28 protein-coding genes and 2 pseudogenes are annotated in these 22,996 nt (G+C 34.3%); 2 read left to right on the forward strand and 28 right to left on the reverse strand.

The annotated features are described in order from the left end of the window. The coding region (locus tag JCM19043_RS17840) for a hypothetical protein (RefSeq protein WP_231631561.1) at positions 1-239 on the forward strand (239 nt) is incomplete at its 5' end. 67 nt (positions 240-306) lie between these two features. Further along, the gene (locus JCM19043_RS16590) at positions 307-450 is read left to right on the forward strand and encodes a hypothetical protein (protein ID WP_156321426.1); all 144 of its coding nucleotides are present in this window, start codon (positions 307-309) and stop codon (positions 448-450) included. Between the two features lie 48 nt (positions 451-498). Here JCM19043_RS16590 and JCM19043_RS13660 read toward each other — a convergent pair whose 3' ends face one another. The 28 genes and pseudogenes from JCM19043_RS13660 to iscB form a co-directional block, all read right to left on the reverse strand. Further along, the gene (locus tag JCM19043_RS13660; protein ID WP_062323316.1) at positions 499-843 is read right to left on the reverse strand and encodes a hypothetical protein; all 345 of its coding nucleotides are present in this window, start codon (positions 841-843) and stop codon (positions 499-501) included. Positions 844-1,055: 212 nt separating this feature from the next. Further along, entirely contained in the window at positions 1,056-1,763 is a 708-nt protein-coding gene (locus tag JCM19043_RS13665) for a restriction endonuclease (protein ID WP_062323317.1), read from the reverse strand. A gap of 138 nt (positions 1,764-1,901) precedes the next feature. Further along, positions 1,902-2,942 carry a hypothetical protein gene (locus JCM19043_RS13670; protein ID WP_062323320.1) on the reverse strand — a complete coding sequence of 347 codons (1,041 nt, stop codon included), beginning with the start codon at positions 2,940-2,942 and terminating at the stop codon, positions 1,902-1,904. A gap of 101 nt (positions 2,943-3,043) precedes the next feature. Next, a complete protein-coding gene (locus JCM19043_RS13675) occupies positions 3,044-4,582 on the reverse strand; it encodes a DNA topoisomerase (RefSeq protein WP_231631564.1) in 1,539 nt (512 codons plus the stop codon). Positions 4,583-4,620: 38 nt separating this feature from the next. Then, positions 4,621-5,094 (reverse strand): toprim domain-containing protein, encoded by a 474-nt coding sequence (locus tag JCM19043_RS17845; protein WP_231631562.1) that lies wholly within the window; start codon positions 5,092-5,094, stop codon positions 4,621-4,623. Further along, on the reverse strand, positions 5,072-6,001 hold the full coding sequence (locus JCM19043_RS13680; RefSeq protein ID WP_062323322.1) for a DUF3991 domain-containing protein: 930 nt from the start codon (positions 5,999-6,001) through the stop codon (positions 5,072-5,074). Before JCM19043_RS13680 ends, JCM19043_RS17845 begins: the two co-directional genes overlap by 23 nt. Positions 6,002-6,092: 91 nt before the next feature. Continuing rightward, positions 6,093-6,749 (reverse strand): hypothetical protein, encoded by a 657-nt coding sequence (locus JCM19043_RS13685; RefSeq protein WP_062323323.1) that lies wholly within the window; start codon positions 6,747-6,749, stop codon positions 6,093-6,095. A 352-nt stretch (positions 6,750-7,101) separates the two neighbouring features. Continuing rightward, positions 7,102-7,455 (reverse strand): hypothetical protein, encoded by a 354-nt coding sequence (locus JCM19043_RS13690; RefSeq protein WP_062323325.1) that lies wholly within the window; start codon positions 7,453-7,455, stop codon positions 7,102-7,104. A gap of 12 nt (positions 7,456-7,467) precedes the next feature. Further along, positions 7,468-8,328: a conjugal transfer protein TrbL family protein gene (locus tag JCM19043_RS13695; protein WP_062323327.1), complete on the reverse strand. Its 861-nt coding sequence runs from the start codon at positions 8,326-8,328 to the stop codon at positions 7,468-7,470. Further along, the gene (locus JCM19043_RS13700) at positions 8,329-9,855 is read right to left on the reverse strand and encodes a VirD4-like conjugal transfer protein, CD1115 family (RefSeq protein WP_231631563.1); all 1,527 of its coding nucleotides are present in this window, start codon (positions 9,853-9,855) and stop codon (positions 8,329-8,331) included. Position 9,856: 1 nt separating this feature from the next. Beyond that, positions 9,857-10,294, reverse strand: coding sequence for a hypothetical protein (locus tag JCM19043_RS13705; protein ID WP_062323331.1), 438 nt, complete (start codon positions 10,292-10,294; stop codon positions 9,857-9,859). After that, the gene (locus JCM19043_RS13710; RefSeq protein WP_062323333.1) at positions 10,295-10,855 is read right to left on the reverse strand and encodes a hypothetical protein; all 561 of its coding nucleotides are present in this window, start codon (positions 10,853-10,855) and stop codon (positions 10,295-10,297) included. 15 nt (positions 10,856-10,870) lie between these two features. Continuing rightward, positions 10,871-11,929, reverse strand: a complete 1,059-nt coding sequence (locus JCM19043_RS13715; RefSeq protein WP_062323335.1) for a lysozyme family protein — start codon at positions 11,927-11,929, stop codon at positions 10,871-10,873. After that, the gene (locus tag JCM19043_RS13720) at positions 11,926-12,570 is read right to left on the reverse strand and encodes a hypothetical protein (RefSeq protein ID WP_062323337.1); all 645 of its coding nucleotides are present in this window, start codon (positions 12,568-12,570) and stop codon (positions 11,926-11,928) included. The genes JCM19043_RS13715 and JCM19043_RS13720 overlap by 4 nt, the downstream gene beginning before the upstream one ends. A gap of 82 nt (positions 12,571-12,652) precedes the next feature. Then, positions 12,653-13,273: a type VII secretion protein EssB/YukC gene (locus JCM19043_RS13725; protein ID WP_062323339.1), complete on the reverse strand. Its 621-nt coding sequence runs from the start codon at positions 13,271-13,273 to the stop codon at positions 12,653-12,655. Next, entirely contained in the window at positions 13,270-15,249 is a 1,980-nt protein-coding gene (locus JCM19043_RS13730) for a VirB4 family type IV secretion system protein (protein ID WP_062323341.1), read from the reverse strand. The genes JCM19043_RS13725 and JCM19043_RS13730 overlap by 4 nt, the downstream gene beginning before the upstream one ends. Positions 15,250-15,428: 179 nt before the next feature. Beyond that, complete coding sequence (locus JCM19043_RS13735; protein ID WP_062323343.1) at positions 15,429-16,553, reverse strand: RNA-guided endonuclease TnpB family protein; 1,125 nt, start codon at positions 16,551-16,553, stop codon at positions 15,429-15,431. Next, a pseudogene (locus tag JCM19043_RS16595) lies at positions 16,546-16,629 on the reverse strand (IS607 family transposase); the annotation flags it as partial. The pseudogene JCM19043_RS16595 and the gene JCM19043_RS13735, both read right to left, overlap by 8 nt. 139 nt (positions 16,630-16,768) lie before the next feature. Next, the gene (locus tag JCM19043_RS13740) at positions 16,769-17,353 is read right to left on the reverse strand and encodes a hypothetical protein (RefSeq protein ID WP_062323346.1); all 585 of its coding nucleotides are present in this window, start codon (positions 17,351-17,353) and stop codon (positions 16,769-16,771) included. Positions 17,354-17,359: 6 nt separating this feature from the next. Continuing rightward, the gene (locus JCM19043_RS13745) at positions 17,360-17,755 is read right to left on the reverse strand and encodes a hypothetical protein (RefSeq protein ID WP_062323348.1); all 396 of its coding nucleotides are present in this window, start codon (positions 17,753-17,755) and stop codon (positions 17,360-17,362) included. Between the two features lie 24 nt (positions 17,756-17,779). After that, positions 17,780-18,118 carry a CagC family type IV secretion system protein gene (locus JCM19043_RS13750; protein WP_062323350.1) on the reverse strand — a complete coding sequence of 113 codons (339 nt, stop codon included), beginning with the start codon at positions 18,116-18,118 and terminating at the stop codon, positions 17,780-17,782. Positions 18,119-18,198: 80 nt separating this feature from the next. Continuing rightward, a complete protein-coding gene (locus JCM19043_RS16600) occupies positions 18,199-18,342 on the reverse strand; it encodes a hypothetical protein (protein ID WP_156321427.1) in 144 nt (47 codons plus the stop codon). A 37-nt stretch (positions 18,343-18,379) separates the two neighbouring features. Beyond that, a complete protein-coding gene (locus JCM19043_RS16970; protein WP_197274820.1) occupies positions 18,380-18,526 on the reverse strand; it encodes a hypothetical protein in 147 nt (48 codons plus the stop codon). 100 nt (positions 18,527-18,626) lie between these two features. Next, a complete protein-coding gene (locus JCM19043_RS13755) occupies positions 18,627-18,911 on the reverse strand; it encodes a hypothetical protein (protein ID WP_062323352.1) in 285 nt (94 codons plus the stop codon). Between the two features lie 23 nt (positions 18,912-18,934). Continuing rightward, positions 18,935-19,654 carry a hypothetical protein gene (locus JCM19043_RS13760; protein WP_062323354.1) on the reverse strand — a complete coding sequence of 240 codons (720 nt, stop codon included), beginning with the start codon at positions 19,652-19,654 and terminating at the stop codon, positions 18,935-18,937. Then, positions 19,651-20,463, reverse strand: a complete 813-nt coding sequence (locus JCM19043_RS13765; RefSeq protein WP_062323356.1) for a hypothetical protein — start codon at positions 20,461-20,463, stop codon at positions 19,651-19,653. Before JCM19043_RS13765 ends, JCM19043_RS13760 begins: the two co-directional genes overlap by 4 nt. A 19-nt stretch (positions 20,464-20,482) precedes the next feature. Beyond that, the gene (locus tag JCM19043_RS13770; RefSeq protein WP_062323358.1) at positions 20,483-21,691 is read right to left on the reverse strand and encodes a CpaF/VirB11 family protein; all 1,209 of its coding nucleotides are present in this window, start codon (positions 21,689-21,691) and stop codon (positions 20,483-20,485) included. 64 nt (positions 21,692-21,755) lie between these two features. Continuing rightward, positions 21,756-22,950 (reverse strand): annotated as a pseudogene (iscB, locus tag JCM19043_RS13775) (RNA-guided endonuclease IscB). Positions 22,951-22,996: the final 46 nt, after the last annotated feature.

A 22,996-nucleotide genomic window follows, 5' to 3' on the forward strand; every position in this document is an offset into this window, starting at 1 on the left:
TAAACATGAAAGAAATAAAGATAGGATTTAAAACGGTACAAATCCCACGGATAGGACATGAACCTGATTTATTAGCGTACGGGAAGGCATACCGAACATGTGACATTAATCTAACCGATGGCTTTATCAAGTGTATGAACAATGTAGTTAAGATTAGACAGGATGAAAAAGGCGATTTTATAGATTTATCGACAATAAGACACAATCCCTTCAGAGGATTGGGGAAAGTATATATATAGAATTCATATAAGAGGGTTGAATCCCTTCTCATATATTAAAAAATATAAGTCCAGGAGGTCATTAAATATGGCAAAGCTACTTGTAGAAGTAGAATATAATCAAAAAAAGTTAGAGGAATTAGGTTTATCTATAGAGGATGAAATAGTTGGTTGGATTGAAAGTGATGAGACAGAAGTTTTTGTGAATTCAATAGAAACGATTAAAAAATAAAGTTAATAATCGATAAGGTCGCTGTAGAAGCCACCTTATCGATTGCTGTTATTTCGATGATAATTCAATGTTCTCTCTATTGTCTCTATTCCCTTCTTCATCAATTGAATATAGATTTATAACATCTTTCTCGCTGTTATCGAGGTCATAAAACATTGGTTCATCCCCCTCATAAGTCAACTCCATAACCCCATCTTCAACAGCGTATACACCGCTATTCTGAAATATGCCAATCGTACATGAAAACGTCGAATCTTCATTAAAATCAAATACACCAACAATGCCGTCGCTGCTTACCGCATCCCATTCCCCTTGAATGTTAGTTGATGAACTACATCCAGCAAGTACTGTTACCACAAATAAAATAATAAATACGTGTTTAATTCTTTTCAAATCAATCATCCTTCTTGTATAGTGTTCTTAATGACTTTACCACAAATTTTTACAGGTTTCTTCGTGAAATATTACCTTATTTTCAGCATTTTCTTCACGTCTACCGATGATTACTCAACTAATGAAAGGTTATCGTCTCTAAAATCGCCTCTGACAACAATCAATATACTAATTTCAACTTGATATACCACATACGAGACTTTAAATGCGCTTTATGATCCAACCTTTTGTGTATGAGTACATCTTGGATAGTGACTACAGCCATAAAAATTACCGTACTTACCTTTTTTCACACTCATGACACCACCACACTTTTTACAACGAATATCTTTCGGTTTAATTTTTTTCAAGGTGTTAGAAGCTACTTCGTTTGCTTCAGGATTCATTTTCAATATCATGCTAATCAGATTTTCTTTGTCGATTAGTTTTACTTCTGAAGCATGAGCGAGCACCTTTGCTGATTTTGTGAAACTGTTTGTGGCGACAACCCACGATTCATTGGTTTTGTAATAGGTTGCTGCAGCAATAACCTCTTGGACAGCTTTAATCCCAACTGGTTTAATATATCTTTTCGCTTGGACAGCAATTTTTTTACCATCTTTACTTAGTAAGAGATCAGCGCCAAAATCCCCTCTGGCACTTGTAACTTTGACAGCATAACCATTGTCTCTAAATAGCGTGGCCAAATAATGCTCGAATTGAAAGCCGTCCATCTGTAGGATGTCTTCTATGCCGGATTTTTTGAGTCTTAGTTGCAGTTTTTGTTTAATTAAAACCCTGGTAAACCCTATACATCCAACAATAGTAACAAATAAAAATAATGGCCAATATACCTGATGGTATACGACCATTATTAAAGAAAATAGCACACAAAACAGTATCATATTTACTGAATTTATTCTTGTTTTTCTTTTTCTCAAAATAGCACCACCCTATTTATTAATTTGAAATACACCTGATATTAAACAATCTAATTTACTCATTCGTTATCTGCCCCTTTTAAATAGTGATTATCAAACATCTATCGTTTTCTTATTAGAAAGAGATCTTTTAAAAAGTTATAAGCTTAAACTTTGCGATGTTTCTTGCTTATCTTCAATAACGTTATCATATGCATCTTCAAAATTATCACCAGTATGACCAATGTAGTCAACTATTTCATCCACTCGATTATCTTTGAGATAATCATTATAATTACTCCCGTTTGTTTCAATATATTTTTGCAATTCTTTTTCTTTATCAAGAAATTTATTCAAGTACTTTTCTGTATTTGCAATTTCAACATCTAATTTAGCATTTTCTTTTTTTTCTAATGCCGAAATATGTTCATAGCTCATAAATCCGCCTCTAATTTCATCATGATAAGATTCATGTATACCATTTAAAACATTCGATTTTAGATATTCTAAGCTATCCAATTCTTCTTTGGCTGAAATTATAGAATATTTATTATCTACTACTTCTTCAAGTAATTTCATTGAATCTATTGACTGTTCGACTTTGTTTAAAGTAATGTATTTTTCGTACTTATTTATAAAATCATTTACCCTATCCGTTTCAATCGAATTATCAGCCCTATCTGTCACTTGAACTCTCAGTGTGTAATCATTTCCGGTAGAACTAACTTGTTTATCAAATAGTAGCTTGGCTGTTTTAGTTGTGTCATTTCTAAATGGAATATTTGCTTCCTCGTTTTTCATGAAACTCTTAACAACATTTGAGCCTAGTTTAAAAACATCTTGAGCCTCTGCCTTATTAAAATGATACATTTCAGCTTCTGTCGATCGACGATTTATTACTCTTTGAAATCCCAAAAGTTTAATATATTCATCAAATCTAGGTACATTATCAATAACATCTGATAAGCCTTGTTCTAGCTGACTATTTTCGGAATTTAGATCACTTAATTCCGAAGCTAATTTGCCAGACCTTACTCTTAATAAGCCAACTTCTTTGGTCAAACTATTATTACTTTGTGTTAATTCCCTATTTTTAGCTTCTAACTGTTTAATATAATGTTCAATTTTCTTTAAGTGATCTTGCTCTAAAATTGCTTTATTACCTAGCATACTTTTCTTTGAACTAATTGTTATTGACATGATGTCATCTCCTATTTATTAGTTGTTACTAGAGGCTGTTTTAACGCAACTACAAACACAAACTTGTTTTTCTTTTTCTCAAAATAGCACCACCCTATTAACTATTTAACAACTTCAATCCAATTCGTTTTTGTATTAAATGTAACGTCTTTTTTATATTTATTTCCTGCTTTACTTTTTAGTGCTACATTAACTTTTTTCCCCGATAAAAGTTTTTGTGCTTCTGTTTTAGAGATGTTTTTCTTTCCGAGTTTTTCTAACCCGTTCTTCCATAGTGTTGTAGAGCATCCTTCTTTATATCCCGAACAAGAATAACCTTTCTGATTTTCATACATTGGACGGCCACAATTCGGACATTTCGCAATCACTTCTTTTTCTTTTTTTCCTGAAGATAATTGTTTTGCGTTTTTTCTTATCTCCTTGGCCATCTTATTAATCATGCCTTCAAGTTCTTCATAAAAAACTTCCGTACTTAGCTCACCTTTTTCAATAGATGCTAATAATGTCTCAAAAAAGGCCGTTAATTTAACATTGTACAAGCTGAAATCGTCCGGCATCATATTAATGAGTTCACGACCTAAAGCAGTGGACATAATTTTTCCGTTCTTATTCATAATAAATTCCCGCTGATATAATTTCTCGATAATTTCAGCTCTTGTTGCTACCGTACCGATTCCTTGTACTACACTTAACATTTTACGTTCGTCTTTATCCAATAAAAACTTTCCGGCATTTTTCATATCATTGATCAGCGAACCCTCTGTATAATATTTTGGTGGCGCTGTTGCTTTTTCTTTTAATTCATAATCTAAAATATCATCTAATGTTACGTTAGATAATGTATCTTCTGATTTTTTTTCTTCATCATATAGAGATCGCCAACCTAATTCAATATATCGTGAATCTTTTGTATCGAAACGATATTCGCCATCACTAAATGAAAGAGTGGTTATTTCTTTAACAGCATAAGGATAAAAAGCCGCAATAAAACGAGTGAATATTTCGTTATACAGTAATTTTTGGTCACCTTCGAGATTTTTTGTATTTGCATTTGTTGTGATTGTAATAGCTTCGTGATCATTAACTTTTGATGGATTTACAAATGTTTTCTCTATTTTATATCCTTCTGTAAGTATGTGATTTACCACATCATTATCTTGGTGTTTTTCTAAAATACCTGGTAAGTTTTCGTCACTTGCAATATATGTGCTGTCTGTACGAGGATACGTTACAAACTTACTCTCATATAATTTTTGCGTAACAGTGAGTGTTTTTTTTGCTCCCCACTTATGCTTTTTATTCATGTATTCTTGTAAGGTTGTTAAATCAAATAGCCCTTTGGGCTTTTCCTTTTTAATCTCCTTATCGATTTTCCAGCCCGTGCGATTACCCAACATATTAAGGATTGTATTTGCATGATTTTTATCTAATCGCTCATCTTTATCTGATTTTAATTCAAATGCTCCTTTACCATCTTTAATAGGCGCAATGACAGTATAAAACACTTCTTTTGAAAAGTTTTCAATTGCTAAGTCTCGTTTAACGATCATAGCAAGAGTAGGTGTTTGTACTCTTCCTAATGACAACACTTTTTGATTGCCAGTCACTTTTGTTGCGAGTTGTGTAGCATTTAATCCAATAAGAAGATCGCTTTCTTCCCTTAGTTTTCCTGCTTCTGCTAAGCCTCATAGTCTTGGCCATCTTTCATGTTTTCGTAAGCTTTTAGAATACCTGAATCCGTGCTGTCTTGTACCCACAATCTCTTTAATGGCTTATTGATACCTGCAAGTTTATAGATATTTCTAAAAATATGTTCTCCTTCTCGCCCTGCATCTGTCGCAATAACGATAACATCAGCTTGTTTCATCTGATCAACAATTATTTTATATTGTTTCTTAATACCGGTATCATCAATTACTTTTCTAGGTATATCTTTAATGAAAAATGGAAGGTGTGATATATCACCCTTCCATCCCCAATTGCTATTCATTTCTTCGGGTTTTACACATGTAACAAGGTGACCAAAAGCACTCACATAGATACGGCCATCATTTCCTTGATAGTGGCCACCTATCTCTTTATATCCACCTGATAGTGTTTTAGCTAAATCTCTTGCTACTGACGGTTTTTCACAAACAAAGACTTCCTTCATGATCCATTCTCCTATCTATCTTCTTTTTTTTAAGCTCATTATTCCAATCCCATTTTTCTTCTCTTTTAGGTCGTTGGGGAACATGGGAAGTAAATTTCACTTTATGTTTATCTATTCTCTTATATGCATAACACGATAATTTATTAGCGAACTCATTACCTGCTTGATCGTTGTCTACACATAACTTTATTTGTTCAATATCCTTTTTTTGTTGTCTCAATACATCTGACGTACTAGATATTGTTCTAAATACGATTTCATGCTTTAATCCATCCATACTTTTAAGCAAACAATTCTTAATATTTTTTTTATATAAACTCATATAGCTAAGCAAGTCGATCGGCGATTCAAAAAAGTATATTTTTTTAGGTTGACCTATTTGAACGGAAAAACCTTCATACGTGTTTTCTTCGGTGTTTTTAAGTATTTTTTTGAAATAAGCTCGGTCTGGGCTAATTCGCTTTTCTTCAGGAATAAGTGTAGTTCCTTGTAAGCTGGCTCCAATAGTCATATTGTCTTTTTTCCACTTGAAAACAATATTTTTGTAGCTGTCCTGCTTTATATAATCTGTTTTAATTAAATCCCTTACAATATCTTTGTCTATACCTCTCTCACCAATCAGGTAAGACTCAATAGCATCTGTATTACTAACTTCATTTACGTTATAAACAAACTCATCTAAGTAATTATTGCAACTTTGATGATCAAATGTCTTGATTTCTTTTTGGCCAAGATCGGCATTTATTTTGAGAACAGACTCTTGAAAACTCAATCCCTTCACGTGCATTAAATAGGTAATGGCATTACCACTAACGCCTTTTGAGTTCCATGTGAAGTAGTTTTGTTTCGTATTGATAACTAAACTATCGTGATCACTATGACGATAATAACTTCCTTCTTGCTTCAAAGGCTCTCCTATAGCTAGAAGATAATCAACATATCCACATCGTTAGCCACTTTTTTTTGATCTTCATTAACAAACAACAATATCAACCTCCTTATAGGCTAAAAATAGATTCAATTAATGAATAATATACAGATTTTCCCCTCTCTTGGATAATCATTAAATAACTGCTATCACGGTTTATGAAGAAATCAAATGCAACATAGATCAACAGAAGAATTATTAACATTCTAAATATAGTTCTTGATGGAAAACTTCTTTTCTTTTTCTTTATCTCTCTCAAATAACGAGCTTCTTTGCGTTCATAAGCCATCTGATCCTTTAAACGTTCTCTTTCAGCTTTCGTAATCTGTCTTTCTCGATGCTTTTTATCTTGCTGAATTTCCTTTAAGAATGCTATCTTCGCTTTCTGTAATTGTTCATCAAAAGCCTTCTTTTTTCGTTTATTCTGTCGATGCACTCGTAAACGTCTTTTGCTATTAATAAATATATATCGAGTAATTTTTTTTACTATTCCCCATGTTTTTCTTGAAAAAATAATCCATTTATTTTGCTCTTCTTCTTCAATGTTTGGTACAGAAACGGCTTGTGTGAGTGGTGCTTCTTTTTCAGAATTATTTAAAGGGAATTCTGCATCTACTTTCGCTTCCTCTAATGTCATTTGATTTAATGTTAGCTCTTTACTTCTTTCTAACTCCCGTTGTTGTTCTTCAAGCTCTAGTCGTCTTTTTTTACGTTCAACTTCAGACATCTCTACTTGTTCATTTAAAGTTGATAGTTCTTCCTCAGCTAGTTCTTTTTGTTTCTCAAGTTCAGCTAACGTTTTTTCATGACGCTCTCTTTTTCGTTTTTCTTCATTTCTTTTTTCCTGAGCTTGTTGCTCAAGTTGATATCTTTTTTCCTCTAATGCCTTTATCTGATTAAGACGGTCCTGTTCTAACTTTTGTTCTTCATTTCCCTTGCTATCTACAACTTGTTTAATTTGATCGATTTCTTGCTTTAGTCTATTTAATTGTTCTTGATGCTCTAACTCCCTATTACTAGACTCTTTTTCTTGTTCTCTAAGTAAAGTAACTAATTGCTCTTTTTCTTCACGTAGATCATTAACTTTTTTCTTTTTGTTTTTTCGCTTCAGGGATATTAATACTTGTTTCTATAACTGCTTCATCAGAAACGTTTTTAACATAGTTTTTAATGTCTATATCTATGCCCTTATTATTTAAAATGATATTAAAAAGACTCTCGATATCACCATTAATGATGATGCGAGAGTTAAATAAAATATCTTTGGATTCTTGTTCAATAATTTTATAACCGATTTTAGACTTCTTGCCTTTAATCTTATATCGATTAACAGCTTCTAAAAGCATCTCATTTGCCTTAGTAAATGTGAGGTATTTACCGAAAGAGAATATATCGTCTGTATGATTGATGTTTTTAAACTCTATCAAATACAACTTTGTTACCCCCTACTTCATTAACTTTTGTATCATAACACGTGTAGCCATTGATCCACCTGATCCAATACCTCTTGTTGTCGCACGTGCACCGCCACCGCCATACCACATATGTTTTAGTATAGATGGACTTTTAATAATAAGTGCTCCCGCCCCAATCGCTAGCATCATGTTACCTTCACCTGTAAATAAAGTGTTAATAATGAGCGTCATGAGAAAGAGTTTTGTTAATAGTGATAACACTTGTGATAACAATTCTCTCCACCATACTTGCATAAAGTTATTATCATCAGCGATCATTGATAAAGCTACGGGGGCGATAAAAACTTGCATCAGTAATATATCTGCATAAAATACACAAACGGAATAAAGAAACATAATGAAGACAACCAGGAAAAAGATTAAAAATAAAACAAGTACAATGCCACCCATCCCTGTATAAAAACCTGTTAAAGCTGCTTTTAATAGTGTGAATCCGGCCTGTCCATCAAAATCTGTCCCTGCTGCCGCAAAATAGTTGGATAAAGGAAAAGCTACGTCAAAGATCATCCAACGCAAAAACCAAGGTAAAACCAATAAAGCTCCTGCGCTTTTTCCCACACGAACGAAAATTTCATCTAAAGGGTACTGTTGTGTCCCTGTTGATGTATTGATGATGTACTCGATAATTTTATAAACGACAACGACAACCGCAGCCAAACTGGTCAACCAAGTTAAAATATTAATTACATCGTTTGCAAAATCATTCTCAGGTATATTAAAAACGAGCTCATTGACGAGTGATAAAATAAAATTCATGAACTCTTCTATCCAACCGTTTAAAGTGTCTTCGATTAAACCATTAAGTTCCCCTTTTATCCAATCTGAAACCATTTACTCCACCTCATCTCTCAACACGGACATCATTTGTTTTGCTACATTTAATTCTTCCGTTTGAATATCTTCTGATGCATTTTGCTCGTCAATTGATTGCTTCTCCTCAATTGTCTTTACACCATTACTATAGGCTTCATTTAAACGATCATAATATGCTTTTGCTTCATCAGACATATGATGCCGATAATTTTGTTGTGATACCTCGTATTGATCAAGTAAACTCGGAAACAACTTAAATTGAAAGGCTTTTCTCAATTTAATAGGATACTTGCCAGCAATAATCAAAATACTTTCATCTTCTTGCATCGTTAAAATTTCATCCATGTTCATCAACGATCGTTGAGAATATGAGTAATTATGAGAACTGGATGAACTACCTGTTTTTCCTTTCGATACTGAATGACCTCCTGTATCAACTTTGATGGTTGTTTTACCCATCAGATTACTAAAATAGGTTGCCGATGTTTCGTTAACATTACCTAAACACAGTTTGAATGCACAGTTACCAAGTATCGATTCAGCTTTATCTCGACCGTATTTATCAACCATTTGCGAGTGATTTTGAAGAATGGTACAACACCCGATGCGATAACCACGACAAGTTGCTAAAAATTCTTCATAATCATTAAAACGACCAAGGTTAGGAAATTCATCCAGTAAAAACACGGTTGGTACGGGTAGTTTTGCACCATGATTATCACCCAGTAAGTACAACTCTTGAAACATTTGTGTGAAGAATAAATTAATCAGGGATTCCCATGTCTTATCCATCGTAGGGATTAATACATATAGTGCTATACGTTTTTTACCAATGTCCTGAAAAAAGAAATCATTCGTACTTGTAAAATTTGATACTTCTTCATCAACGTAATCACCAATAGTTGTGAGTAAACTAATGATGATGCTTCCTCTTGTGTTTTGTTGTGATTTCTTAAATCCTAATTCGTAAGTACGCCTAGCCGGATGTCTTAAATCTAAGGCCATAAATTGATTGTCTAATTCGCTTTCGCCGTCTTCATTGGCTTCAGGATCAAATTCTTGTAGAAAGTCTAAGATACCCTCCATATTGCGTTTCTCTGGTGGAAATTCAGTCTTTGCAAATAATATCAGTGCTTTTAGTAAACTAAGCTGAGAATTAAACCAAATGTCTTTTTTCTTTGGATCGTTTTTTGCACTGACAACCGTATTTGCAACAGTTGTCGCATCTAAATCCTTACGTACATATCCGAAAGGATTATATCGATCTGAAGCTGTCATGTTCTTGAAATTTATTACCCGAACTTCATAACCTTGAGCTTCTTTAATTTTCGCTGTCTTTTCATAGACTTCGCCTTTAGGGTCTGTCACAACGATGGAACAATCTCTTATATTGACCATGTTCGTTAAAACAAACGACTGTGTTTTAAAAGAACCAGGCCCTCCTACAACATAATAATTACGATTAGCTAATTTACTTTCTTCATGTTGAATAAGTAACTCACCATCTTTGATACCTGAAATAATGCCACTGTAGGCTTCCTTCATATCATTCACCATCTTTCAATTCTTTTTTAAAATCATTTACAATAATGTTATTTAGCAAATTAGAATCAAGGTGCCATAATTGTTCATCAATAAACAACTCTTTATTCTTAGCAAATCGAGCTGAACCTTGCACCCCATAATTTTCTCCCACATTCTCATAATCTTTTTTTGAAAACATCTTAACTATCATATAAACAATAACACCTGTGGCCGCAATCATGCCAATGATAAACAAGGGATTTCCGTCAATAATCATTGCTTTAGCTGTTGAAAAAGGATGCCACATTAAGTCAATTGTGTATTCAACAAGAATAGATTGATTAAAAGATGTCTTATGTTCACCTATTAAAGGTAAAATACCGGATAAAAAAAGCACCATTGCATACAGCAATAGGCTCAATACCGTCACCATAGTTATTTTTAGTTTCACTTCATTCACCTAACTTTCTGAGAGTTTGGAAAACGTACCGACTAGCTCTAATTTCGTTATCACATTGTCTTTTACTTCAACATTGAATAGTTGCGTTATGACAGAGTTATCAAAATCAGCGACCTGATATGTGGTATCTAATAAAATGAGTGACTCGACATGCGATGATTTTTCCGTCAAATATATTTGAATATTTTCAACAGTATTCGAGAATTCAATACTAGGTACTTCAGGAACGCCAGCCGTTGTTAATTGGCCATATACTTCGTCACTAACGTATGCCTTAATATTAGGAATTCTCTCTTTATAACTCGATTGATCATATTCGTAGTGCGTTCTAAAAAAAGATTCAATCAGTTGTTCAATTGCATCACCATTTACATATTCTTGGCGACTTTCTTGTGTTGTTTTTTCCTCTAATTCTTCAAGTTTTTTTTCGTAGTTCTGAGATTTATCAATGGCATCATCTTTCTCGGCCAATGCTTGTGTTAAATTTAAGGAAATAACAAGATTAGCAAACACAGAAAGAACCGTTATAACACTCAAACCAATAATTAATTTCAACTTCATGTTTTACCACCTTCCTTATTTGAAAACTCTTCCGAACCCGGCAAAGTGTTTACCCCAATAACCACTTGACCAATTGTGATAGCCTATTCCCGAAGATGATGCATCAAACATTCGAGTATTATCAACATAAATACCAACATGAGTTATAGAATTCGCTGGACGAGACGGGTTTGTTCCTTTAAAGAATACTAAATCACCTGGTTGTGGCTCAGCTATCCGAATCGTTGCTTTATATTGTTCAGCAGCTGTCCGTGGTAAACCATAACTAATTGAGTTGTAGACATATTGCGTAAGACCTGAACAATCAAACGATGTACGGGGACTTTCACCACCCCACTGATACGACCAACCATCATAGCGTATAGCTTCACTCATTAGTGCTTGGTAGTTATCACCGCCTAAAGGACTTGCATCAACATTACCGATATCACTAGCGCCACCAATTAACTGTTGTATTAACTTTACATAGTACATGTTTCCATAACTATAACGCCAATGGCCATTAAAAGATGCGACAGGGTTGTTATAAGGAACAACGTTGCTATTTGATTTATCTGCTGCAAAACTTGACGCTAAGTCAAAGGTATATTGTTTTCCATTTGACGCTACATAATCATTAAATCCTCCACCATAATTATAGGCTTGAATTGGTGTCCAAAAATCTAAACCTCGATTTTCAGCATCTTTTATCACTTTAGCTAAATGTTTAATACCTGCATCAATTGAAGTGATTGGATCTGTAATAGAATTTGCTGGTAGACCTAAAGACTCCGAACTTTGCATAATATCAAGCTGTTTTCCCTCTGTTTCAACCATAATAATAGCTAAAATTATATCCGTATATTCCGGAATATCATAGACCATTGCATAATTAGATACAACGGGATAAAAAGCCATTACCTCATCACTGATATTAGGATAGTCATTTTTGGATTCATCTGAAGAACCAAATATGGCTGCAAACAAAATGAGAAGGAAAATTAACACTGAAATAATAATAATTATAATCTTTTTTCGATGTTTGTAAGCTTCAGCAGCTAACTGTATGGCAATTTTAGCGACGATTGGATTCATTGCTCGTCAATCCCTAAAGATTCTTCAATTTCAAGTAATTCACGTTGTTTACTTCTCAACGTTTCATTCAATGTTGCAATTTCTTCACTCTTATCTTCTTCATTATTTTCTGATAACTCATAAATTTGTCTATTGATTTCTGTAATGTCTTTCATCAAATATGAGCGTTCAACATATTGGTTAAGCTCTTGATCATCTAGAAATTGCTGTAATGGCTCTAGCTTTTCATATTCTTCATGTTCAATATACGCTAAACCTAAACGTTTAAGTGTGTCTTTGTTTTCAATTAGTGATATTTGATTATCCAACACATCGGTATTATATTCTACAATTTGCTTTTCGACGGTCATGAATTCTGAATCTGATGCCAAACCTAAAATCTTTTCTTTTTGATCTAGTTCGTATAATCGGTCAATAACGGCTTCTTCCATTGTCTCATCATAGGCGATGGCTTCATCATACATGCCAGTATCTAAAAATAAACGGGCAATGGCTTTCGGTTCGTCCCCTCTCTCTTCCATCAATTGCGCTGCTTGTTCTACTTGGCCGGATGATGCAGCAAGCAAAATTTCATTCTCTAAATTTAATTGATATAGATCATCTTTATAAGCGTTGGCCAAGGTTGATTCAACTTGTTGCATGCCAAAGAAAAAAGCACTAACGATTGATATCGTTAGAACTCCTCTTAATACCCATGATTTTCTTTTTTTAGATTGTTTCTGATCAACTTCTTTTTTTTATTTTTTCATGATACTTAGCTTGTTCATCAACCAACACTTCACTAATTAATGTTTTTAATTCACTAACGGTTTGCGCTGCATTAATACGATACAACAAATGTTCATCTTCTTTTTTTAACAATAAATCTTTGTTCACCACATATTTTTTATAAGTGAACTTTTCACTGATTAACCCTAGTGCAAACAATTTATACTGTTCTAAAGGGGTAATACCGTGATAAGGTAAGTGCCCATTTGAACGATATAATACTTTAATTTCTTTAAACCCTTTGAAAAAGACATTATTCAAATCTAAATATGTTTTTGTTCCGTCACCTAAAGGATCAAATGCTAACAGCCGTTGAATGAGCTGTAATTTTGATACTAATCTATACTTCTTTGCATGTGTGAAAGGTTGATAGCCTTCTGGAAGTTCATAATTTAATTGGTATTTCTGATTTGATCGACTAACACTGTCTAATTCCACATAAGCAGGATGAATACGTTCAAGGTCTTCTAAATCTTCAATTGATCTTGCCGTTGTATCTGATTCGTTGACCTCAACTTTATAAGATAATCCACTTACATAAAACGTTAAGTTATCGATGGTCGTAATCTTTTTCATCGTTTCAATCGCTCCTCCTTATCGATTAAATCTTCAATTTCAAATATTTCATTTTGTGTAAGGAATACTTTGCTTGACCAATCAGGCTGTATTCGTGCGTCTTTACCCGTCGTACGTTCATACTCTTCAGGATTCAAGATGCGCTTTTCTTCCTCCGTTAGAACAACTTTTAAAAACGCTCGTTGGCTACCATAACTAATGAGTGCTTCCCCCTGTGTTTGACGCTTCAGGAAACCTATTTCTTTTTCGCTGAAGGGAAGTTTTAATTTTTCCTTTAATACATCGACTTCTCGTCCTTCTAATCCGAAAAATATCTTTGTAAAGCTATTACCGATAATAGCAGCGCCCGTATTTTTAGGAGCGTTCAATACATCTTCAATTTGTTGGGTGGTGACTGTCGCCCCTGCATTGTACTTCCGAAACCGTTTATAGGCTTGAAAGAAGAAATCAGCACTTTCCTCATTTAATAATAAGAAGTGGAATTCATCACAAAAAAGTTCACAAGACTGTGTTTTATCAGCTGTGATAATCTCCCAAAGATAAGAAAATGTGTTGAGATAAGCAGCGCTTTGTACGTCTTTTTCTGTTTGAAGTGGCTTTAGATTAAAGGACACAACCTTTGTATTTAACTCAATATTCGTATGTCCGTTGAATAACGTACTTGATCCATGAACAAAGTCTTCTAAAATATAATAATAACTTTCAACACGTTTAAACTTACTTGGATCATGACTTTTCATCTCGCTCAAGCGATTATATAAATCTTCTAAAATCGGCCAGTCTGTATTCTCCATTTTATTAAGATTTTTAACTGACCGGAACGTATCGTAAAGTTTCTTTGATTCCGACGAGATAATTGATATTTCTTCTTGATTCATATCAGGTTTTAGTACTTTGTGAAACCCTTTTAATCGTTGAATCCGTTGCTTGATTAAATTTTCAACTTCCACTTCGCTTAAATCTTCATGAATACTGTGATTATTTTCTTCATCATCCAATACCGATGAAAAAATTTGATAGGGATTAATGATCGTTGAACTGACGCTTGATAAATCAATGACCGTTCCGCCATATTTCCGAACCTTTTCGCTGTATTCGTTTTCCGGATCAATAATATAAATCTGATCTTCACCTAAAGCGAGCTTCTTTAATAAGATTGACCACATATAAGTCGTCTTCCCAACACCGGAAGTACCAATCACAACTTTCCCACGATTAAGTGTTTTTCGCTTGTTTTTATAATCAATCGAGATCCAACTGTCCGTTTCTTTATTAATCCCTTCTAATGTCGAAGTTGACGTGATATCACAAATTTCATTATCATCATACGGAAAAAAAGAACTGGCACTCATTGAATTTGTCATATAGTACGTGTATTCTTTTAAAGAATTTTGTTGTATTGGAAGCGTTGACCAAAATGCTTCATCTATACGTCTGTAAGGCGTGATAGCTTTAACGTGTAGTTTTAACAAGATGCGGTTTAAATTCTCTTCTAAGGCCTTTAATTCAGCTTCAGACGTCCCTTGCAGGAGTATGTATGTATATAAATAAACATACGCACTTTTTTCGTCTAACGACTGTTCCAATTGCTGTTTTGCGGTTTTAATCTCTCGGTTTATCTTTTGTTGCATTTGATAATCAACTGTTCTTAATAATTCAGCTTCTTTATTCTTAATCGTTTCGTTATAGTAACTGTTTAAGACCTCCCCGTTAGCCGGTTCAAGGAACTGACTGATCGTGATATTTCCCTTTAGTTTTTTTAAAGGGGAGAGCCAATTTCCTGTCGGTTCACTTGGATACGTCAAAATAACGTAAGGTTTAATGTAATTTCCACTCGATGCAATATATTCTCTGTTTAATTCAAACACAAATGGATAAATACTTTCCAAAGATTCTTGATCAATGAGTGATTTTATCTCATTCTTTGTTGTTTTTTGTGTTTTACTTTTCTTTTTTGAAGGTGTTAGTAATCCCAAACTTTATTCTCCGTTACGAAAAACTTATAAAAATCTACAAAAGAGAGTTTTTTGTTTTCTTCCCTGTTCACTGTGTCCGATTTTATATCTGTAAAGATACTACTCTCGTTTGTTGTAACACTCCGAGGGCGTTAATTCCCGTGTAACTCACGGTACAATCAGCCGTGTCCTGATTGTGACTATACGGCTAATCTTGAAAGGTTGATACTGGCATTTAAGTCCCTGTCTATCCTGCTTCCACACTTACATTTCATTTTTCGATCAGACAGTTTCAGTGTTTTGTCAATCACGCCACATTCACAACATGTTTTTGAAGAAGGATACCAACGGTCTGCCACAACCAATGAAATTCCCAACTGTTCTGTCTTGTAGGTCAGTTGTTTGCGAATCTCATAGAAATGACATTTTGAAACGTGATCAGACAAATGCTTATTCTTCATCATACCCCGAACGTTTAAATCCTCAATGACAATGTGCGATGGTTTGGTTCTCACAATCTCACTCGTCATTTTGTGAATATAATCAGTTCGAATATGGTTCAAACGTGTTCTCAACCTCGTCATCTCATTTTCGATTTTTATAATGTTGCACGTTTTCCGATAACGTCGTTCCTCCTTATTCATTTCGTATTTACGAGAAACCTGCCGTTGCAACCTCCGCAGACGCTTCTCGATCTTTCTAACCTGGTTTTTTTTATTGATATTGGTATAAATCTTTCCATGACTAACCGTTGCCAACGTCTTTATCCCTAAGTCAATACCGATTGGCTCATTTACAGGTGTTGAGTAATCAGATGAATCGGGTCTCTCAACGGTTATACTGACATACCAATGCAACCCGTATCGGCTAATTCGGTAGGCTAACGGTCTGAACTCGTTTGATAAAAATCCTGTTTCTGCAAATCTAACCCACCCGATTTTTTCTAATCGGATATGTGTATCAGACAATTTCACCTTGTGATTATCGTTATAGAATGACCACTTCGATTTTCTTTTGCTCTTGAATCGGGGGTATTTTGCTTGTCCTTTAAAAAAACGCTTGAACGCTTCATCACTATCTTTGATTGCCTGTTTCGTAATATTGTTACTGAATTGAAATAGCCATTGATAGTCGTCAGTTTGTTTCAGTTTCGTCAAATGTTTCCTTAAATCCCCTTGTGAAATCGTCTTGCCTGTTTCTTCGTAATGCTTTTTCTTTTGTTCCAACGCCCAATTATACGCCCATCTAGCGACTCCTGCGGAATGTTCTAATTGAGTGCGTTGTTTGTTATTTGGATTGAGTTTGATCTTGTAGGCTTTAATCATCTTCGATCAACTCATGCAATAACTTCTTGGCTTTGTTCGCTCTTTTTCCTTTCAAGCGACAACTGAATACGATGACATTGATTTTCTTTGGAAACTCACCAATCGGATAACAATTCATATTTTCACCCCTTTGCTTATTATTTTGATGAAAAATATAAAATATTTAGTTATTTTTATAATTTTTTATAGATATAACTTAAAAGTTAGAACCCTTCCTATCCAAACATAGACATTTCATAATCTAAGTATTGGTGAAGTAATTTCTTCGCCTCATAACTACTCAAAACAGTAATATTCGATGTATATCCTTCTAAGAAATCACCTAAAGACCGTTTAACCTCGTCTGTTTTTGCTCGTAAGTTTTGTTCAGCTGCTTTTAAAAATTCAATCGTCGGCTTTTTGATATCCTCACTCAAAACCATAAAATGTTCTTTCTTGGCCATCTTTACATTCGATTCTACTTTTTGATATTCTGCTAAATAGCTTGCTCTCAGTTGCCGTAATTCTTCATTGGCTTGCGTTTCTTTTTCAGATATGACATAAACTTTCTTCCAATTTTTAATATAATCTTCCAACCTAATAGGAACTGTTTTTGATACAGTTTGCGGTAGATAATGTGCATTTTGTGCAATGAATGTACCATAATCATCAAATAATGTGTTCTGATCATAGGATGATAGCATATCTACGTTAAACCCCTGCACTTTAATAATGGATATCAACCGATTATCTTTCATATAGATAAAATCTGAATACACACCGCCAATCGGGCTTAATTCATCTATAAATTTATCACTCATGACGGATCAACCTCCCACGGTCTTTTTTTTCGGTTCTTTGTAATATATTTTTTGTTTTTGTTGGAACATTGCATATTCCTTGATAAAGTCTTTCGTACGAATATTATCTCGTCCTTTTACTGGCCGATACATAACATAAACCATTGGAACAAGTAGAATCAGTACAATAAAAACAGATTTTACTATCCAAAGAATGACGCTATTATAAGGCGGTATAAAGCAAATCCCTGCAACTAAAGCTAGTGCAGGGATAAAATATTTAACAATCTCACCTAACGTGAGATTAGCAATTAATTTGTAACGACTATCAACATTTCGGGGAAAAAACCACTTGCGACGATTCTCTCTCCCTTCATTTAACAACTCTAGTAAACTTGCTTTTACATCATTAACATCTGACATACTTATCTCCCCATTTCGCTATGATTACTGGAAGAGTGAAAAAATCCATGGTACAAGCCACACAGCTGCCGCTGCGCCACCAACCGCAACACCCACACCACCGATAGATTTCCACATTTCATTTTTACTATGTGGATCGTCTAAAGAAGGCATATATTTAAGGAAAATTTTAATGGCTGCAATTACACCAATAACAACAACAATCCCTGTTAAGACACCCTGTATTGCCGTAAAACCACTATTTAATTTACTCTTTACTTGGCCTGTCGATGCTGCGAAGCTTACCTCCGGTAATAAAATAAAGTATAGAAAACCTAGTGCTAATGTGATTTTAGAAGTCTTTTTAAGTATTAAATTTTTCATGTGTCATTCTCCATTCTGAATTTAAAATATAGCTTCATGTATAGAAGCGTTCGTTGTGTATTAACGAGCAATGCAACTCATCAACCAGTAAACAGTGCTTTAATTTGATCAGTAATTAACGTGCCAATTTCTGTTGATGCTGCTGTGACAATAGTTAAAATAATTCCTAAAGCAACAAGTGCCACCATTGCCCATCCTGAACGGTCTGTGTTTTGATCTAACATTTTTATCGTCTCCTATTCTGTTAAATTAGATTTTGTTTTATGCATTTAAAAATAAAGCTTTAACTTGATCGACAACTAAACCACCAATTTCTGTTGATGCTGCTGTGACAATAGTTAAAGTAATACCTAGAGCAACAAGTCCAACCATCGCCCAACCTGAACGGTCTGTGTTTTGATCTAACATGAATAACACCTCCTTCAATTTTTTTATCTAACTAAAGATATTGCTGATCCCGAAAGTGGTAACTCAACAATATCGAAGTCTAAAAATAGAAACTTAATACTTACATTCGCTTGATACTCGACAGTTTCACCGTATGGTTTTTTCCTGTTTGTTGAGAATCATCCAAGGAAAAAATACCATTGAAATTTTGTTTGCTATATTGGTTAATTGTGTCTATCGTATCCACCGTGAGTCCGCCGGAACGTTCAATCTGATAATTCACATACTGCTTAAAATGATTGGATTGCTGAACATGAAAAAGAAAAACTGATATTGTTACAATCAGCGCAATCAATATCATGGTCATATACATTTTTCCGGCACTCATAATACTGCCTTCTAACATTTAATCACATCCTTTCACGACATCTATTTAGGTAGGATGTCTTTAAACAAATCCATAAATACCGCAAGCATATAGCCCATAACAATGATTAAATTAATCATTGTTAATTTAGTAGGAAACAAATTAAATTTCCTTAATTTAAAAGCAATAATTTCATCTATTCCCTTAAATAAATCTTCGCTTGCCATGCGTCCAAGTTCTTGAATAATACTGCGATCAAAGCTGTTCTGTTGATAATCATGCAATGTATGCATAAATAAAACACCTTCATCTGTTCCTGATGCTGTCTCTCCAAATTCTTTGAATGGGATAGCAGAATTCGGATGATTATTCATGTCTATAATTAATCGTTCTAAACATTGCTTTACATAGCTTTCTTCTAGTCGATTTAATAAGCGATTAAATACACTGTATAAGGTTGCTCCATCTTCATAAAGGTAAGGAATTAGCATTCTTGCAAATTTAGAAAAGTTTAATTGTTGTTTAAATATAAAATTTCGATAACTACCTTTAATTGATCGATATTGACTCATCCATTGAACAACAGTCAATATAAGGCCAAACACACCATATGTCCAAGAAAAAAAACTTAAAAATATACTTAATAGAAGCATCAGTATGCCACGAATGACCCTTTTCTTTTGTATTTCATAAAATTTATCCTCACTATATCTCATGCGATGTAACATTTTTCTAAGGTCTTTTTCAGCTAATCGATGATAAATCTTTTCCATCGTTGTCATACATTTACCTCCAGTACACTATCATCTGCCATTCGCTGATTAAAAGAATGATAGATAAACATAATAGCAACTAAATAGATGCTCGCTGTCACCCAACCAATAATACCGTTAGTAAATACATCGATATATTGTCGGAAGCCAAATGAAAAGATAATAGCACCTATGAATATCAACGCTACTTTAACCATGAAATTAAATTCTCTGTGTTTTTCTTCTTTTGATATAAAGAATGAGTTTTGCCGATCTTTAACCATGTTGTGATACGACTTAATATCCTTTAATGTATCTAAATTGTTCCTGCCTTCTAAAGCTGCTGTCGTAAGTTGCTCAATATACTGCGCAAACATCACATCGCTAGGATATTTTTCTTCCAAACGCTTGAAAGCTCGCAATGTTATTTCTCTAGACCCCTCGATTAAATCGGACTGTAAAATCATTAATTCTTGTTTGAATTCTCCTTCTGCTCGATCAGATACAATCTGTATGGCTTGTAAGACTGTGCGATCCGCATTCGTTAGAATTTGTGTCATGTTGTTCACAAATTTATTGCGTTCTTTAAACGATTTCAGCTCGTAAATTCTTCGCTCATTTTGAGGAATCGTATAGCTGAATGCATACACCACACCGATAAAACCTGCAATAACAGCTAGCCACCATTTAAAAAATAAGATGAAGACAAAAAGAGCGCATATAAAAAACGGAAAGATTATCGATTTGATAATGTCTTTCCGTTCAATTGGATTACCGTATGCGACCCGATAAGCGTTGATTTCATCAATATTAAAAATTTTCTTCTTTTTCTTTGCCACTTCATGTACCTCCTATCTATTACACTGGTATTGGTTGATTCTTGCGCAACACGTTACTTAGCTGAAGATTGAACTCTTTTAACCGATCAGCAAATTCAACTGGTAAAGTATGAAGGCGATGATTGAGATCATCATCTTCTTCAATTGTTTCAAATATTGTGTGACACTGTCCGTTATCTAAAAAGAAAACAACTTCTGATAAAAAACGTATCATCTTCCCTTTAATGCGTTTCTTTTTAATAAAAACGCCCAACTGAAAATACCTAAAAATATCTCTTTCTAATGATTTCTCATCAACGGCATAACCCATCTTGGCCATATTGATAAAGCGAGTCGGTATAGCTTTTGCGTTGACTGTATGTGCGGTAGTAATAATATGGTGACCACTTAATACTGCTTGAATCATCTCATAGGCTTCTTCTCCCCTTGTCTCGGAAACGTTGATCCACGTTGGATTATTTCTTAACATAGCTTTAATTAACGTAGAATGATTTGTACTTGGTGTCACCAACCAACTAATAATGTCTTTTTCCGGAAATAGTTCTTTAACATGCCCCTCTAAAGTATCTTCAATCCAACCAATTTTCTCATTAAAGGGAATAAAGCTTGTTAGGAACTTCTGAAACTCTGTTTTTCCTGTTCCCGTCTCACCAGCAATAACAATATTACATCGTGATGCAACAGCTGCTTCAAAGAATTCCAACATATACTCAGGAGCAAAGTTGTCAAAATTACTATGATTAAGTGCAAGTACAGGACGACTCACACGGATAGCCATTGTCGTACCGTAACTACTGATAGAACGATGAACAGCATTGATTCTAAGATTATTAAGTGCGGCATCAAGAATTGGTGACTTAGGTGTAAATTCCTTTCCTACTGCATTAGCGAATTTTTGTATAATTTGATTAATATAATCTTCTTCAATAACACTTTCGTGTTCATACTTCTCATTTGGTGTTTCAACAATTAAAGAAGTTCCGTTATAACTGACATCCGTTACTGTTTCATCCTTACTTATGATGTCATCAATTACACCTAACCCAACGATTTCAGATACGACATAATTCAATCGCTCATCATCTTTTAAAATCGTTTGATGCTTTTCTTTGACAATTCGCTTTAATACCTCCCTAGCATCCATATTTACAAAGGATTCTAAATATAGTTCCGAGTGGTATTCTTTCAAATCCTTCTTGATTTCTTGTAATATTTCATGACTTATCATGTCAATCACGAAACCAAATCACAGGAACCCCCAAAATCCATTCGTGCGGACGTGTGTGATTGGTTTACGCTTCTCTCCTTTCTATCATATATTTGTACCCGTCTGCTTTTTGGGTAGTTTGACAATACTTATAGTTAATACCCTGTTTTCTCCCTTCTTTCAGATTGATATTGAAACTCCCTGTACTTCTACAAGCGACACCACCATGCCAAATTCCTTTATTTTTCCCTTGAGGGACAACAGCTTTAACCATATCCCCACTTGTAAAACCGAAATAATCTTTTTGACGAGGAAAGTAGGCTCTCGGAAAACCATATTTATCAAGTGAAACTCGTTGTCTCGTTCCTCTGCCTAGCGCCTTAATGATAAGGACATCTTTCGTTTCAAAGATAAGCGTATCAGGTGTTGATTTGCCTACGCAACAAGCATCGTAGTAGTGTGTCTTAATTAACTCTAAACGGATGCGATTCATTTTTGTTCGGGCACCCGTGCCACATTCGATGTCTAACTCTGTATTCTTCAAGATATCATAGACCTTCCAACGAGTTGCATTAAGGATGGCAGCGTCTTTTAATGACTTCTTAACTTGCTTCTGAATTTCCGGATAACCAAATTCTTCTGCAGTTAAGTTTCCTTTCTTTTGGTTACAAGAATGACAACTTATACCTAAGTTATCCACTCGATTACTGCCACCTCTACTTTTAGGGATAATATGTTCAATTTCTAATGGTACATTCTTTTTTTTGCAGTACATGCAATTCCTATCAAATTTTTCTAATAGGTATTCGCGAATTTCATAACCTGTTAATTCCCCTTGTTGATATTCTATTCCACTAATTTCAGCATTTTGTAGAAGTTGTGTATCAAACTTTACATTTTCATACGAAATGTATCCTATAGGAATCAGTTTTCTTATTTTGTAAACCCATGATTGAATGTGATCCACTCGACTTTGTAAAGATGGAGGTACCCACCCTTCTTTCCTCTTTCGATTCAAGAATCGTGATTGACGGTACTTTAACTTATGCCTTCTGAATCGTCTGTGCTGACGTCTATCATCTAATTTTTTCTTGATGTTCGTACGATGATGGATTTCAGCTAACCAGACCACATGATTGTCCTTCGTGATGGATAAACCCGTGTAGCGACTTCCATAATCTATCTTCAATCGATAGTCACTTTTTAGCTTTTTCTTTCTTTTCTTTTAACCGAATCGTAAAAGGATACTTCTTATGAATAACTGCTTTTCTTTCTTGCAATAGCTTTCTAGCTTTTGCGGGAGCGCAAGGATGTAACGGTTGCTTG

It is taken from the genome of Halolactibacillus sp. JCM 19043 (assembly GCF_001310395.1).
Taxonomy (GTDB): Bacteria; Bacillota; Bacilli; order Bacillales; family Amphibacillaceae; genus Halolactibacillus; species Halolactibacillus miurensis.